This is a genomic window from Caproiciproducens sp. (assembly GCF_053840905.1).
Genome location: NZ_JBNLXQ010000003.1, coordinates 282,018 through 296,437, shown reverse-complemented (window position 1 = coordinate 296,437; position 14,420 = coordinate 282,018). Strand labels below are relative to the sequence as shown.

At 55.1% G+C, this 14,420-nt stretch carries 14 protein-coding genes; 7 read left to right on the top strand and 7 right to left on the bottom strand.

Annotated features, from left to right (window positions below):
- Positions 1-373: 373 nt before the first annotated feature.
- The 3 genes from ACQGQ5_RS04665 (at position 374) to ACQGQ5_RS04655 (ending at position 2,360) form a co-directional block, all read left to right on the top strand.
- Entirely contained in the window at positions 374-985 is a 612-nt protein-coding gene (locus tag ACQGQ5_RS04665) for an HAD family hydrolase (RefSeq protein ID WP_455735426.1), read from the top strand.
- 69 nt (positions 986-1,054) lie between these two features.
- Positions 1,055-1,744 (top strand): 5'-methylthioadenosine/adenosylhomocysteine nucleosidase, encoded by a 690-nt coding sequence (locus ACQGQ5_RS04660; protein WP_455735425.1) that lies wholly within the window; start codon positions 1,055-1,057, stop codon positions 1,742-1,744.
- A gap of 16 nt (positions 1,745-1,760) precedes the next feature.
- A complete protein-coding gene (locus tag ACQGQ5_RS04655) occupies positions 1,761-2,360 on the top strand; it encodes a cyclase family protein (protein WP_455735424.1) in 600 nt (199 codons plus the stop codon).
- Positions 2,361-2,406: 46 nt separating this feature from the next.
- Here ACQGQ5_RS04655 and lexA read toward each other — a convergent pair whose 3' ends face one another.
- Positions 2,407-2,988 carry a transcriptional repressor LexA gene (gene lexA, locus ACQGQ5_RS04650; RefSeq protein ID WP_455735423.1) on the bottom strand — a complete coding sequence of 194 codons (582 nt, stop codon included), beginning with the start codon at positions 2,986-2,988 and terminating at the stop codon, positions 2,407-2,409.
- A 337-nt stretch (positions 2,989-3,325) separates the two neighbouring features.
- Between lexA and ACQGQ5_RS04645 the strand changes: the two genes are divergently transcribed.
- The 4 genes from ACQGQ5_RS04645 to ACQGQ5_RS04630 all read left to right on the top strand — a co-directional run bounded on the left by ACQGQ5_RS04645 (position 3,326) and on the right by ACQGQ5_RS04630 (position 6,587).
- Positions 3,326-4,066, top strand: coding sequence for a peptidoglycan DD-metalloendopeptidase family protein (locus tag ACQGQ5_RS04645; protein ID WP_455735422.1), 741 nt, complete (start codon positions 3,326-3,328; stop codon positions 4,064-4,066).
- A gap of 409 nt (positions 4,067-4,475) precedes the next feature.
- On the top strand, positions 4,476-4,913 hold the full coding sequence (locus tag ACQGQ5_RS04640; protein WP_455735421.1) for a hypothetical protein: 438 nt from the start codon (positions 4,476-4,478) through the stop codon (positions 4,911-4,913).
- Between the two features lie 165 nt (positions 4,914-5,078).
- Positions 5,079-5,753 (top strand): HAD family hydrolase, encoded by a 675-nt coding sequence (locus ACQGQ5_RS04635; RefSeq protein WP_455735420.1) that lies wholly within the window; start codon positions 5,079-5,081, stop codon positions 5,751-5,753.
- A gap of 3 nt (positions 5,754-5,756) precedes the next feature.
- Positions 5,757-6,587: an FUSC family protein gene (locus tag ACQGQ5_RS04630; RefSeq protein WP_455735419.1), complete on the top strand. Its 831-nt coding sequence runs from the start codon at positions 5,757-5,759 to the stop codon at positions 6,585-6,587.
- Between the two features lie 30 nt (positions 6,588-6,617).
- Here ACQGQ5_RS04630 and ACQGQ5_RS04625 read toward each other — a convergent pair whose 3' ends face one another.
- The 6 genes from ACQGQ5_RS04625 to ACQGQ5_RS04600 all read right to left on the bottom strand — a co-directional run bounded on the left by ACQGQ5_RS04625 (position 6,618) and on the right by ACQGQ5_RS04600 (position 14,349).
- On the bottom strand, positions 6,618-8,003 hold the full coding sequence (locus ACQGQ5_RS04625) for a penicillin-binding transpeptidase domain-containing protein (RefSeq protein WP_455735418.1): 1,386 nt from the start codon (positions 8,001-8,003) through the stop codon (positions 6,618-6,620).
- Positions 8,003-9,679 (bottom strand): FtsW/RodA/SpoVE family cell cycle protein, encoded by a 1,677-nt coding sequence (locus ACQGQ5_RS04620; protein ID WP_455735417.1) that lies wholly within the window; start codon positions 9,677-9,679, stop codon positions 8,003-8,005. The genes ACQGQ5_RS04625 and ACQGQ5_RS04620 overlap by 1 nt, the downstream gene beginning before the upstream one ends.
- Before the next feature lie 119 nt (positions 9,680-9,798).
- Positions 9,799-10,653: a pyridoxamine kinase gene (locus ACQGQ5_RS04615; protein WP_455735416.1), complete on the bottom strand. Its 855-nt coding sequence runs from the start codon at positions 10,651-10,653 to the stop codon at positions 9,799-9,801.
- 77 nt (positions 10,654-10,730) lie between these two features.
- Complete coding sequence (locus tag ACQGQ5_RS04610; protein ID WP_455735415.1) at positions 10,731-11,399, bottom strand: acyltransferase; 669 nt, start codon at positions 11,397-11,399, stop codon at positions 10,731-10,733.
- Positions 11,400-11,473: 74 nt separating this feature from the next.
- Positions 11,474-12,565, bottom strand: coding sequence for a hypothetical protein (locus ACQGQ5_RS04605; protein ID WP_455735414.1), 1,092 nt, complete (start codon positions 12,563-12,565; stop codon positions 11,474-11,476).
- 401 nt (positions 12,566-12,966) lie between these two features.
- Positions 12,967-14,349 (bottom strand): TrpB-like pyridoxal phosphate-dependent enzyme, encoded by a 1,383-nt coding sequence (locus tag ACQGQ5_RS04600; protein ID WP_455735413.1) that lies wholly within the window; start codon positions 14,347-14,349, stop codon positions 12,967-12,969.
- Positions 14,350-14,420: the final 71 nt, after the last annotated feature.

Here is a 14,420-nt window from a genome sequence, read left to right as displayed (position 1 = left end):
GGCTGTTAACCGCAGGGTCGTTGGTTCGAGTCCAACTTGGGGAGCCAGAGAAGATCGCCAGTCGCAGGACTGGTGATTTTTGTGTTTAGCCGCATGTTTTGGACACTTGAACAAGACGCTGGAAAATCGCCCGGATTGTTTTGGGCCTTGAATCAAGAGACGAAGGAATCACCTGTCGCAAGATAGGTGGTTTTTTTATAAAACGGCCTTTTCAGGCTGATTATAAATGATCATACTGCCCTCGCAAAACTTGACAGACCCGGTCCGCTTCCCTATAATGAGGATAAAAGAACAGAGAGAACATTTCTGCTGTGATGACAATCATGGAAGCGGTTGGAACCTATCAAATGATTTTAGAAAGGTATTACGGTTGATGAAATATACTCATATCGTTTTTGATGTTGACGGAACTCTGCTTGACAGTGAGGACGCGGTGCTTTTATCCTTTCAGAAGATGCTTTTTATCATACAGGGAAAAATGTATCCGCTGGAAGAACTCCGGTTTTCCCTTGGAATCCCCGGGGAGGACGCGTTGACCAGGATGAAGGTTGAGCCGCTCGAAGACGCTTTCCGCATGTGGGGAGAATATGAAAAGGAGTTTTCCTGTTCGATAAAACCATTCAAGGGAATCCCTTCTGTCCTTTTACAGCTGAAAAACAATGGGATTCAAATGGGCATCATTACGTCCCGTACGAGGGACGAGTATGCGGCGGTGGTCACCGCTTTCGGGCTGGATCCTTATTTTGAACACATTCTCTGCGCGGAGGACGGGCACAAGCCCGACCCGGCGCCGATGCTCAAATATATGGAGCTGGCCGGTGCGGATCAGGAAAACGTGCTGTATATCGGGGACTCCGCTTATGACTGCAGATGCGCGCACGGGGCGGGTGTGGACTTCGCTTTGGCCTTGTGGGGCTGCCGCGCTCCGGAGGGTATTTCTCCGGAATATGCCATGGAGAAGCCGGAAGACGTATTGTCTTTATAAGAAATGAGTGGAATCGATTTCCCTTATGCAGGATGGCATAAAGTTTAAGGAAAGCGTTGAGGTGCGGGTATGATTGGAATTATCGGGGCAATGTCGGTGGAAGTGGAAAATTTAATCGCGGTCATGACGGACAAAAGCGCACAGACCATCAGCTCGGTGGCTTACTATACCGGGAGAATAGAGAATATCGATTGTGTCGTCGCAAAATGCGGCGTTGGAAAAGTCGCGGCGGCGGTCTGCACACAGACCATGATTCTGAATTATCGCCCCGGCGCGGTCATCAATGTCGGCGTTGCGGGCGGGATCGGCGAAAATATTCATATCGGCGATATCGTCGTATCGAGCGGGCTGGTGCAGCACGATATGGATACCACCGCGATTGGGGATGAAAAGGGCCTGATCAGCGGGCTGAATATCGTCACCATCCCCGCCAGCACAAGGCTGGTTGATCTGGTGGTTTCCACCGCGAAGCAGATTTACGGCCGGGGCGTGCATGTCGGCGTGATCGCCACGGGCGACCAGTTCGTCAGCAGCGTGGAAAAGCTGAAGGAAATCGCCCGGGATTTTCAGGCTTCGGCGTGCGAAATGGAAGGCGGGAGCATCGCGCAGGTATGCTACATAAACCATGTGGATTTCGTGGTCATCCGCGCCATCTCGGACAATGCCAATGAGGCGGCCAATATCGATTTCGCCGCTTTTGCCATTTCCTCCGCGCATAAGACCGCGGAGCTTATCACAAAAATATTACCCTCCATCTGAAAAAGAGGTGTAAGACATGAAGATCATCGACGTGTCGCGCGAGCTGTTTTCCGCGCCGGTTTATCCGGGGGACCCGGAGCCTTACCGCGACCCCGTGCGCCGGATGGAGCTGGGGGACGTCTGCAATCTTTCAGGCTTTTACACGGGCTGCCACAGCGCTACCCACGTTGACGCACCGCGCCATTTCATTGAGGACGGAGAAACGGTCGACCAGCTCGATCTGGCGCGGCTGACAGGCTCCTGCACCGTCGTGAAGGCAAACGGTATCATCACCGGCTCCGATATTGACAATCTCGTGCCGTATGCCCGGAAAATGATTCTGTTCAAGGGGCAGGCATACCTTTCCCAAAGCGGAGCCTTCGCGCTGACGGCCGCGGGCGTTACCCTGGTGGGAACGGATGCGCTCAGTATCGAAACGGAGGACGACGACTCCTTTCCCGCGCACAAAGAGCTGCTGGGAGCGGGCGTGCTGATTCTGGAGGGGCTGGACCTCTCCATGGCGGAACCCGGCGACTACCGGCTGATCGCCCTGCCGCTTCGTCTGGGCGGAGCGGAGGCTTCCCCGGTAAGGGCCGTCCTGATCAGCGGGGATGGGCAGGATATCGAGGCGTCATAAAACAACAGGGAGGGAACCGGTTTCGATTCCCTCCCTGTTATTCTATTTAATAATACCGGAATACCGCGACGACTTTTCCGAGGATCATAACGTCTTTCGTGTAGATCGGCTGGTAATCCGGATTTTCCGGCTGAAGGCGGATCCTGTCCTTTTCGCGGAACAGACGCTTTACCGTCGCCTCGTCTTCGATCAGGGCAACCACGATTTCCCCGTCGAGCGCGGTCGGCGTTTTCAGGGCGACGACGATATCGCCGCTCAGAATCCCGGCGTCCTTCATGCTTTCCCCCCGGACGTTCAGCGCAAAATATTCTTCGTCGCTGTGACGGGCGGGTGAGAAGGGGACGTAGCCCTCCACCTCCTCGACGGCCAGAATCGGCTGGCCGGCGGCGACCTTTCCCACGATGGGGACCTGTATGGTGCTCTGTTCCCCCGCAAGGTGGATCGCGCGGTTCAGGCCCGCGTCTCGGCTGATATATCCGGCGCGTTCCAACGTTTTCAGATGAGCGTGTACGCTGGAGGTCGACTTCAGCCCGGTTGCGCTGCAGATTTCGCGCACAGTGGGCGGAAGCCCGTTTTCGGCACGGCTTTTTAAATAATCGTATACTTTTTGCTGGCTTTTGGTTAACATTCCGCAGCCCTCCCGTGTATTTGGCTTCTGCAGATATTATAGCACATTTTTGAAAAAAATCAAACAAATGTTTGGGATATTAAAAATTCATAAGATATTCATAGCTATGTAACAACTGAATCCCGTCATGCGATATAATAAAGACGTAATCAAGGATATGGAGCCGCACCATTACTTGATACATGTTCTACCCTCCTCAATATACCCCTCAAGCTAATGAAAAAGGACCTGGTCGAAATGGATTAGGTCTTTTTTCTTTTTTTTATTTTATGATAAAATGTCATCCGCCGAATATAACGTTTCATTTATGGTCAAAATATATTCGGAGGTGGCACGAATGAGTAATTTACATCTGCTAAACAACAAATCACAAAAGAACTCCAGGGGATTTTATATCGCGCTTGGCGTGTGTCTGATTGCGGTTGGCGTTGCGGCCTGGACCACTTACGACAGTGTGGTCAACTATGCTTCTCCCGAGGAAGGGGCGACAAGCAGCGCACAGGTGCAGCATACGAATGAAACGGTAAGCGGAATCAAGGTCTATACGGGGGAGGAAACTTCTTCCGTAACGGAACCGGCGGAGTCGGAGCCGGCAAAGGAAGAGCCGTCTGAGGCTCCGTCCCAGGCTCCGTCCGCTCCGCCGTCGTCCGCCGTACCGGCCAAGCAGACCGTGGCCGGCGTTCTGACCTTTGCCAGCCCGGTCGAGAAAAACATCACGCTGAAATTCAGCGGGGAAAATCCCGTTTTCTCAAATACGATGAAGGACTGGCGCGTGCACAACGGCACCGATTTTGCCGCTAAGCAAGGAACCGCCGTCAAAGCGGCCGCGAACGGCACGGTGAAAAATGTCTATACGGACGACCTTTACGGCCTGACGGCTGTGATTCAGCACGGAGATTACGAAACCTATTACTGCGGTTTGGCAGCGGCGAGCGTCAAAAAGGGAGCGGCCGTCAAACAGGGTCAGCAGATCGGAACGGTCGGAACGGTTCCGTGTGAAAGCGCCGACGCGTCCCATCTGCATTTATCAATGAAAAAGGGTGGAAAATATATCGATCCGCTTTCCATTATTCAATAACTCGCCCCCGACACTGTAAACGATTAGGGGCAAAATTACAGCTGCAGAATGAATGGTTCTGCAGCTTTTTATTGTAATACGAGAGCTTTAGCGGTGAGCGAAAATGCAAGCTGAACCTTATCCACAGTCCTGCTGATTGCGTTTTCAAAACAACATGGGCGGCTTCCACGAAACGCGAAGGGGGGTGAAGTGCCGCCGCAAATGTGAGATATTATCTCAGTTTTTCATTTGTAAAATCCGGCTTTCTGTGCTATAATAAAACCGAAAGTGATGGATCCTACAAAAAATGTCGAATTTTTATTTAACACTTTGTTAATGATTTATACACTTTCTGTTACCACAACGGCAAGGGAATCAAACTATACTAAGTATGGTTGGAAAATACGGTATTCGGAAGGGAGGCACAGTATTGAATGACAGGAACACAACCCTCGTATGCGTTACGGGTCAGCGTGACTGTGACAGACTGATTCGGGCCGGCAAAAAAATTGCCGAAGAGAGTTCCGCTTCTTTACAGGTACTCTGCGTGCAGCCAACCTCTGCGGGATTTGAAACCAGCTGTGAAGAGCTCGAATATCTGCGTCAGACGGCGCGTGACGCACAGGCGGAAATGACCGTTTACTTTAACGACGAAGCGGCATTGATCGCCGTAGGGTTTGTAAAACAAATCGGTGCGATCCATATTGTAACGGGAATGGCGGAGGCGCCGGTGAACGGATTTGTAGAAATGATCCACAAGCTTTTGCCCAAAATTCCGATCTCAATGGTGGCGAAAGACGGAACGATTTATAATATTTGTCCATCAGGAAAAAAACAGCAGACTGTTAAACTGGCAGTCCAGAATTAGTACATAGCCGGGCGCCGGGGCTCACACTCCGGCGCCCCTTTTTTATGTTTTTTTGCCCTTGTTTCGATTCCGCACGGCCGTGCGGAGCGGAAGGGACTTGCAAATCGTTACAAAAATGTTTATTATTATAAATACATTTGTTATTTTGAATTGCAGGGTGATTGTTTGTATAAAGCATGTATTTTTGATTTGGACGGAACGCTGGCCAATACGCTCGCTTCCATCGCCAATTTTGCCAACACCGCAATGAAGCGGTGCGGATACGGGCCGATTGAGGTGGAAAAATACCGGTATCTCGTCGGGAACGGGACGGACAGGCTGATGCACGCCATGCTTGACACCGCGCTGGGCGCGCAGGGATACACGGAGGACGACGTCCGCAAAATGAGGCGGATTTACGACGAACTGTATGAAAGCGATCCCACTTGTCTTGTCACGAATTACAGCGGGGTGCAGGATACGCTGGAAAAGCTGAAAGGGAAGGGAATCCGCATGGCGGTGCTGTCCAATAAGCCGCACAACTGCACCACTGCGATCATCGGCGCGCTGTTCCCGCAGGGTACCTTTGACCTGTGCTACGGGCAGCGTCAGGAGGTGGCCCGCAAGCCTTCCCCGGAGGGCGCGCTGCTGATCGCGGACGAGCTCGCCGTCAGCCCGGAAAGCATCCTCTATATCGGGGACTCAAACACGGATATGAAAACCGGCGCGGCCGCGGGAATGGATACGGCGGGTGTCCTTTGGGGATTCCGGACCGAGAAGGAACTGAGAGAAAACAATGCGAAATATATCGTCGAGAGACCGGAACAAATTTATGAGATTGTTGCTGGCCGCATGAGGTGATCGATGAAGTGGCTGTTAAACCTTCTTAAGACCGAGAACCGGCTTGGCTTCCGGGTGGTGAAAACGGGGATCGCCGTTACCCTTTGCGTGGTGCTTTCCGCTCTTTTAAAGCTGGACGAGCCGTTTTTCGCGGTCATTGCCGCCGTCATGACGATGGGAAAATCCATAGATGCCTCCATCAAAATGGGAAAGAACAAGCTGATCGGCGTGCTGATCGGCGCGGCGGTCGGCTATGGCTTCGTCATGCTCTCGCCCGGGAACGCCGGGCTGTGCGGGGTGGGGATTATCCTTACGCTGTATCTCTGCCATCTGTTTAAACTGTACGGCGCGGCCACCCTGTCCTGCTTTGTGTTCGCGGCCATGATGTTCCGTGTCGGCACCGCCCTTTCCTGTATCGCGGGCAGCGTGATTGGCATTGTGACCGCCATCCTTGTCAATCTGGTGATTATGCCGCCCAACTACGCCGAAGAGATCAAGAAATCCTTTGTCCAGCTGCGCGGTCAGATTGACCAGGCGATGGAGAGCGCCGCCTCGTTCTGGCAGATCGATACCGCCGCGGTGGACAGCGCGATTCAGAAGCTGAGCCACAATGTCAGAATGTACATCGCGCAGGCGAAATTTCTGCGCTGGAACGACGACGAGGTTTTCGGCATTTCCTGTAAGATCTCAACTTATGAGATGATACTGGACGAGCTGAAGGCGCTGGAAGTGATGGAGCTGACGGAAGACTCCGTGAAACCCGGCGGCGAAACGGAGATCGTTTACCGCTACCATATGGACAGGATGCATAAGCTTTACGAGCACGCGCTTTCCGAAACAAAAGAAGCCAAATAAAAAATGACCTGTGAAGGTCATTTTTTTTGCCTATTTGATTGTTTTGGCCGCGGCGGTCATCAGGGCGGAAGCGATCTGCCCGGCGGAGCTGATGCCGCTTCTGGAGTTTTCCACTACGACCGCGAACGCAAGCGGCGTTTTCTCATTGGAGGAAAAGCCGACCATCCAGCCGTTCGGCTTTTTCCCGCCGCCCACCTCCGCCGTGCCGGTTTTGGCGCAGACGGCAAGGCCGGGGAACAGGCCGTCGCCGTAATAGCTCGAAACGTTGTAGCGCATATATTCCTTCAGCTTTTCCGCGGTGGCGGCTTTCAGAAGCCGGTCTCCCGTCTGGGTATGCCCGCTGCGGACGGTCAGGCCGAACGGAGCCGTGATGCCGCTGATCAGATAGGGCTTGACCGGTACGCCGTCGTTGGCGATTGCGCCCATCATCACCATCATATGGAAAGGATTGGTCAGGTCGGTGTATTGCCCCACGCCCGACCAGCCCAGCTCGTTGGCGGCGGCGCCGTCCACCTGATAGACGCTTTTGCTGGTGGAGATGCCGTCCAGGTCGAAGCTGCGGTTAAAGCCCATGGAATTTGCCGTCTCGGTCATTTTGTCCGCGCCGAGCTCGATGGCGATCTGTGCGAACGCTACGTTGGAGGACTTCGCCAGCGCGTTTTTAAAGCTGAGGGTGCCGTAGGAAGCGACGTCGGTGATTTTATTGCCGTTAATGGTAATGCTGCCGTTGCATTCCCAGGTGCGGCTGTCCAGATCGGGAATGTTTTCGATCGCCGCCGCGGAAGTCACCACCTTGAAGATCGAGCCGGGGGTATAGGTGGAGGAGAGCACGCGGTCAAGATAGACCCCGTTGTATTTCCCCGTTTTGTCCGTGTTCAGGTCCTTCGGGGGATTGGAGGGGTCGAAATTCGGCGTGCTGACCGAACAGAGCATCTCGCCGGTCTTGTAGTTGTAAAGGACGGCCGCGCCGCTGCTGCCGCCCAGCTTCTGAAGCGCGAGCTTGCACAGCGCGCTGTCCAGCGTCAGCTTGATGTCGCTGCCGCCGCTTTTCCCGGTGGGAGCGGCCAGGCCGGTGACGGGATTGTACCCCGAAAGCTCGGAGCGGTAGTTGTACTGGATTCCGGTGGAAATATAGCCGTTGCTGTCGCCCACGGTGTGGAGCATCGCGCGGCGGACGGTTTCGTCGCTGTTGTATACCCGCTTGCCGTTTTCGCTTTTGGCAAGCACGACGTTGTTCCGGTCAAGGATTTTTCCGCTGTTGGCGAGCTGGCCGCCGGTCGTCAGATGCTTGTTGAACGGCTGCATGGCCCAGCTACCGCCTTCCGTGGCGAACCCGTACAGGAATACGCCGAGTCCGAAAAGGAACGCCATGCCCAGAATATACAGGATTAAGGAACGGGAGCCCGTCGTTTTCATCAGCTTTTCCTCCTTGCCGCGTAGGTGCGCTCGTCGCTCGCCTTGATGAAGGCGAGCAGTCCCCAGACCGCCACCATGCTGGAGCCGCCCAGGCTGATAAAGGGCAGTGTGACGCCGGTCATGGGAAGTACGTCCGTCGCGCCGAAGACGTTCAGGCAGGTCTGGAACAGAAGCATGCCGCCCGCGGCGCAAGACGATATGGAATAGAAGGTGGAGCGGCTGCGCGTAACGTCCGAACGGGCGTAGAACATCAGAAACGCAAGCGTCAGCACAATCACGACCGCCAGCAGCAGGCCCAGCTCCTCACAGACCATGCCGAACACCAGGTCGCTGGTGGAAGCGAACACGCCTTTCAGCGAGCCGTTCCCGATCCCCAGCCCGAACAAACCGCCGCTCGCGGAGTAGCTCAGCACGCGCGTCTGCTGGTAGCCGGATTCGTTCACATGCTCCCAGACGTGCCGCCACGCCTCGAACCGCTGCGCGACATAGGGCTTGAATTTCAAGATCAGGAAAGCGCCGAACACCGCGACCGCGCAGATCAGCGCGATGGTGCGCACGCTTCCGGAACGCATGAAGGCAATGATGAGAAAGGTCACGAAAAAGACACAGGCGGTGCCGAAATCGCGCATCAGGAACAGCGCGCCCATGCAGACGGCGGAAAACCCGATAAATCCCGTCAGGTTCTTTGCCGTCTGCAGCCTGTCCAGCGTGGAGGTACCGACAAAGATAAAGGCGATTTTAATAAACTCCGACGGCTGTACGCTGACGGGGCCCAGGCTGATCCAGTTGCGGGCGCCGTTGTGTTCGCGGGCCAGCACAAGGTTGGCGGCAAAGAGCAGGACGGCAAAGATCCCGATTGCCAGGCGCCAGCGCATCACCCGGTCAAGGTCGCTGAGGAACCAGATCATGATGCAGAACAGAAGGACGCCCCCGAAGAGCGCGCCGAGCTGCACGTAGGTGTTTTCCACGCCGGTGCCAGAAATCAGAAGGATGCCGATCCCGCTCAGCAGGAACGCGATGGTTTCCAGCTCGAAGCTGACGTGCCCCAGCCCCTTCATGGAAAACAGGTACAGCAGCCATTCCATTGCGAAGATCGCGCCGAACGGCACAGCGGGCAGGTAGCTGAATTTCCCGCCCCCGAAGCATGCCTGCACGCACAGGAGCAGCTGGATCAGGGTCGTGCCGGCCAGCAGCCCGGCGGGCGACGCGGCGTGCCGCACCTTACGCTTCGGCTGTTTGCCGTTTTTGATATCGCTTGTCCGCTTCAGCATCAGCGCGGTGGAACCCATGGCGATCGAATCGCCCGGCAGGATCTGCATCCGGTCCTTCACCTTTGTGCCGTTGACAAAGGTGCCGGATTTCGAACCGGTGTCGGTGACGATCCAGCCGCTTTCCCGGCGCATCAGCACCGCGTGGTCGCGGCTGACGGTGGGGTCGTGCAGAACAATGTCGCAGCTTCTGCTGCGCCCGAGCGAATTTTCCCAGTACAGCACGGGGATGACTTCGTGGGATACCATGTCCTCCAGAATCACGACGGGGTCTTCCTTCCTGCGTCCGCGTTTCATGGACGTAAAGCATTTGCTGATGACGAGTATGGAAATCAGCGGTACTATGATTCTGAAAATATATAACACCAGATTGACGATGTTTTGGATAACAGGATTGTTCAGCGCCAAAAAAACGCCTCCTTCCGGCTGGCGGGGAAATATCCGCCTGAGGATAGTATTTCCTTTTCTATTATACAATTATTTACCGGCAAAGTAAACGGAGGGAACGCACCGTTCCCTCCGCAGTATTATTCGGTTATCCCCAGCTCGCGCATGAATTTCAGAAGCCCCGCTTCAAAGTGGACGCCGTAGCGCGGGTCGGTTCCGGCTTCCCTTGTGCGCCGGATACATCCGGCGGTAAAGTCGACCGCGGTCTGCATGGCGATGTCCAGCTCCATTCCGTTCAGAATCCCGGACAGAAGCGCGCTGGCAAAGACATCCCCCGTGCCGTAGTAGCTTCCCCTGATCTTTTGCGAGAACGCGTAGCTGACCGCGTCTGTGTTCCGGTTGTATCCCGCCGCGCCCAGAAGGTCCGGGCTGAACCAGACCCCGGTGATGACGACCTGGCGCGGGCCCAGCCCGCTCAGACGCCGCAGCAGATTTTCAACGTAATCGCGGGTGTAGGGGCCTTCGCGGTACTTTTCGCCCAGCAGAAACGCCGCTTCCGTGAAATTCGGTACGATCAGGTCGGCCTTTTTGCACAGATTCACCATTCCCTCGGCCATTTTTGGGGTAATGGTCCGGTACAGCTCGCCGCCGTCCGCCATCACGGGGTCGACCATAATTAGGGTGTTCTCCGTTTTGAAGGTATCGAAAAAGTCCGATACGATCGAAATCTGCTCATACGATCCCAAAAAGCCGCTGTAAAGCGCCTCGAAGCTCAGGCCAAGCTGTTCCCACTGCTTTTTGAACCCGGGCATATCGTCCGTCAGGTCGCGGTAGGTAAAGCCCTCCAGCCCCCCCGTATGGGAGGAAAGCACGGCGGTCGGGACGGGGCAGACTTCGATTCCCGCTGCGGAAAGGATGGGAAGCGCAACTGTAAGGGAGCATTTCCCGAACCCGGAGATATCGTGAATCGCTGCGATTCTTTTTTGTTTGTTCATTTGATCACCTCACAAGTACTACATTAATCATATGGGATTCCGGGGTGAAAAATGTAAAGCCGCAAAAAATCACAGCATTAAATTTTGTTGGCGATTTCGCCCGCATGCTTGTAAATGCTCCTTGCGGGAATAAAGCCGCGCACCATGGAAAGCGGGTAGACGGTGCTGTCCTTGCCCACGACGGTGCCGGGGTTCAGGACGGAATTGCAGCCGACCTCCACGCGGTCGCCCAGCATCGCTCCGATTTTTTTCAACCCGGTTTCGATGCGTTCGCCGTCCGCGCGGATGACTACGAGCGTTTTGTCCGATTTGATGTTGGAGGTAATGGAGCCCGCGCCCATGTGGGCTTTGTAGCCGAGAACGGAGTCGCCCACATAGTTGTAGTGGGGAACCTGAACGCTGTCGAACAGGATGACGTTTTTCAGCTCCGTGGAGTTGCCCACGACGCATCCGGCGCCCACAAGGGCGCTGCCGCGGATAAACGCGCCCTGCCGGACCTCGGTGTTCGGCCCGATAATCGCGGGTCCGTTGATACAGGCGGAATCAAATACCCTTGCGGTTTTCGCGATCCATACGTTCTCGCCGCGCCGGTCGTATTCCTCAGCCGGAAGCGTCTGTCCCAGCTTTAGGATGAACTCGCTGATTTTCGGAAGCGCTTCCCAGGGATAAGTCAGTTTGTCAAGAAGCGGGGCCGCGGCGGTGTGGGTCAGATCATACAGACAATGAACGGATACTTTGTCAGTCATTCTAAAATGCTCCTTCGTTTCTGTTTAATAAATCCATTATATTTTCATTTCACCGCCAGGTCAATCATACCAGGTCATTTTAAGAGTTTTTTTATTTTCAGCAGGTCGCCGGTCTGCAGGCTGCGCCCGCTTCTGTCCGCGCCGCTTTCGTCGCTGATTTTCGCCGCTTCCAGGTACGGCCCGGAGAGGGACGGCGTATCCCCCGCGCCCGTTTGGATGAAGTACTCGTACAGCAGGCGGCAGTCGTAATCCGTCACGGTCCCGGAGCCGTCCAGATCGCCGGGGATGACCGCGACGTAGGCGCCGGCCGTTTTGCCGCCCTGCAGGGTGACGATGGTCTGGCCCGTGCCGATATTTCCGCTTTTTATTTCCTTTTTGTCCGCCGTAAAAACGCGGAGGTTCTGGTCCGGATTGACTTCGGCCAGTTCGCCCTGAAGGGTCTCCAGCGTTACCGGGCCGGCAAAATCATAATTTTCCATCACGGACGGGAGGTCGGCGGGAATTTCATCGGAGGGGGCCGGCGAAGAGCTGACGGGGTTCGGGACACCGGATTCCGGCGCTTCGGAAGAAGGAGAGCTGGAGTCCGGGCCGGGGGTTTCCGGGGAGATGTTCCCGTTGTTATTTGCGCCGTCAAACAGGAAGAAGGACGCCGGCGTGCCTGTGTCCGGCTGCCCGCCGCAGGGGACGGTGACAAGCGTGACCCTTCCCTGCGCGTCCGCGCTGAAATTCCGTGAAAAGTCACAGCTGACATTCGGAATATTGTTGACGATACACTTGCCGCCGCTTAAATCAAGACGCCCGATGACCGCGCAGTTCGCGGTGCTGGGGGACATTCCGGCAAGATACAGGTAATTTCCGGACAGACAGGCGGCTTCATACGCGAATTTAATGACGGTCGCACCCCGGACGGAACCGTAATCAAGGTTTCCGTCGCTGTCAAGAAGCGCGGCACGGGTGGAGGATGCGTTGGAGCTGATCAGTACGAAGCCTGTTCCCGGCCTGCGGAAAAACTGCCGGTTGTCCGGATAATACAAATTGGAGTCTATTTTACCGATGTCGGGATAATCCTCCGCGTAGCAGGACAGGGCCGCGATCATCGGCATCAGGGCCGCGGCGCACATGCATAGGATGCAGAGGATCAGACGTTTTCTTCGGCGGTTTCCCATATTTCTACACTCCTCGACATTTAATTTCATAACAGCATTATACAAAATGTGGGAGGAAGGGAGGGATAATGTGAAATTATTTCAAAAAAAATCGGCGTATAATAAAACAGGAACCGGTATGCGCCGGTTCCTGTTTTTGGGGAGGAGTTGTATTGAAAAGGTCGTGACAAATCCTTGCCACAGTCTTGTAATCAGATCGGATACGGTCCCATTTCCCGGTTCCGTGATTTTATTATAGTACCCGTGTTTCCCAGTGTCAATCCATTCACAATCGATTTGTCAAGAATCTCTTTATTGTATAAAACGTAGTTTTTTGTTGATGCTATTTAGTTATTATTGACGATGAATTTTCGTTAATTATCGAAAAAGCATCATACGGAATTTTTAAGACCGCTATTTGACTAATCCTGGATGCCGGGGATTTTCGGCAGGGAATCAAATCCGGGCTGCAGATCCCCGTCCGTCGGAATGTAGTCCGTCATGGTGTGCTCCAGATAAGCGGTGTACGCGGCCATGTCGAAATAGCCGGTTCCGGTCAGTCCGAACAGGATGGTTTTTTCCTCGCCGGTTTCTTTGCACTTGACAGCTTCGTCCATCGCGCAGCGGATGGCGTGCGCGCTTTCCGGGGCGGGCAGAATGGTTTCCAGCTTGGCGAACTGTACGGCGGCGTCAAACACCCTGGTCTGTTCCGCGGAGCGCGCCTCGTCAAGGTATCCGTCGTGGTACAGCTTGGAGATAATCGGGGACATGCCGTGGTAGCGCAGGCCGCCGGCATGGTTCGGAGAGGGGATAAAACCGCTGCCCAGCGTATACATTTTCGCCAGCGGGGTGACCTTGCCGGTGTCGCAGAAGTCGTAGGCATAGCGGCCCCGGGTCAGGGAGGGGCAGGAGGCGGGCTCCACGGCGATAAAATACGGGTTCTTTCTGCCGAGCAGCTTATCCCGCATGAACGGCGCGATCAGCCCGCCGAGGTTGGAACCGCCGCCCGCGCAGCCGATGACGATATCCGGGTATTCGCCGAGCAGCTCCATTGCCTTTTTGGATTCCAGGCCGATGATCGACTGGTGCAGCAGCACCTGGTTCAGCACCGAGCCCAGGACATAGCGGCAGTTGGGGGTCGTCGTAGCCTTTTCGATCGCTTCCGAGATCGCGCAGCCGAGACTGCCGGTCGTATCGGGGTCCATTTCAAGGATAGCGCGGCCGACCTGCGTGGTGGAGCTGGGGCTGGCGACCACATTGGCGCCGAAGGTCTGGATGATCGACTTGCGGTAGGGTTTCTGCTGAAAGGAGGCCTTGACCATGAAGACGTCCAGACCGATTCCAAAATAGGCGCACGCTTCCGCCAGCGCGGTGCCCCACTGGCCGGCGCCCGTTTCGGTCGTCAGGCCGGTCAGGCCCTGCTTCTTCGCGTAGTAAACCTGGGCAACGGCGGAATTGAGCTTGTGGCTGCCGGAGGTGTTGCCGCCCTCAAATTTGTAATAGATCTTCGCCGGCGTATCCAGATATTTTTCAAGCGCATAGGCCCTGTTGAGCGGGGAGGGACGGTATGCTTTGTAAACATCCAGAATCTCTTCCGGAATATCGATATAGGGGGTGGCAGTGTCCATCTCCTGCTTTGCCAGCTCTTCGCAGAAAATGGGGTAAAGCTCCTCGGTGCGGATGGGCTTTAAGGTGCCGGGGTTCAGCATCGGGTCCGGCAGGGATTTCATGTCCGCGCGGAGATTGTACCATTGCGTGGGCATCTGCTCCTCGGATAAGATCATTCTGTGCGGGATGTTTTTCATGATGATTCTCCTTTCAGATCAAAAATAGTATGGGTGAAAAAAAGTATAAAAAAACGCCCTTGCCCCTGAAA

Bases quoted from the DNA above. Each gene is read 5' to 3' on its own strand.
- ACQGQ5_RS04665 (WP_455735426.1), top strand. From the start codon at position 374: ATGAAATATACTCATATCGTTTTTGATGTTGACGGAACTCTGCTTGAC.
- ACQGQ5_RS04660 (WP_455735425.1), top strand. From the start codon at position 1,055: ATGATTGGAATTATCGGGGCAATGTCGGTGGAAGTGGAAAATTTAATC.
- ACQGQ5_RS04655 (WP_455735424.1), top strand. From the start codon at position 1,761: ATGAAGATCATCGACGTGTCGCGCGAGCTGTTTTCCGCGCCGGTTTAT.
- lexA (WP_455735423.1), bottom strand. From the start codon at position 2,988: ATGTTAACCAAAAGCCAGCAAAAAGTATACGATTATTTAAAAAGCCGT.
- ACQGQ5_RS04645 (WP_455735422.1), top strand. From the start codon at position 3,326: ATGAGTAATTTACATCTGCTAAACAACAAATCACAAAAGAACTCCAGG.
- ACQGQ5_RS04630 (WP_455735419.1), top strand. From the start codon at position 5,757: ATGAAGTGGCTGTTAAACCTTCTTAAGACCGAGAACCGGCTTGGCTTC.
- ACQGQ5_RS04625 (WP_455735418.1), bottom strand. From the start codon at position 8,003: ATGAAAACGACGGGCTCCCGTTCCTTAATCCTGTATATTCTGGGCATG.
- ACQGQ5_RS04615 (WP_455735416.1), bottom strand. From the start codon at position 10,653: ATGAACAAACAAAAAAGAATCGCAGCGATTCACGATATCTCCGGGTTC.
- ACQGQ5_RS04610 (WP_455735415.1), bottom strand. From the start codon at position 11,399: ATGACTGACAAAGTATCCGTTCATTGTCTGTATGATCTGACCCACACC.
- ACQGQ5_RS04605 (WP_455735414.1), bottom strand. From the start codon at position 12,565: ATGGGAAACCGCCGAAGAAAACGTCTGATCCTCTGCATCCTATGCATG.
- ACQGQ5_RS04600 (WP_455735413.1), bottom strand. From the start codon at position 14,349: ATGAAAAACATCCCGCACAGAATGATCTTATCCGAGGAGCAGATGCCC.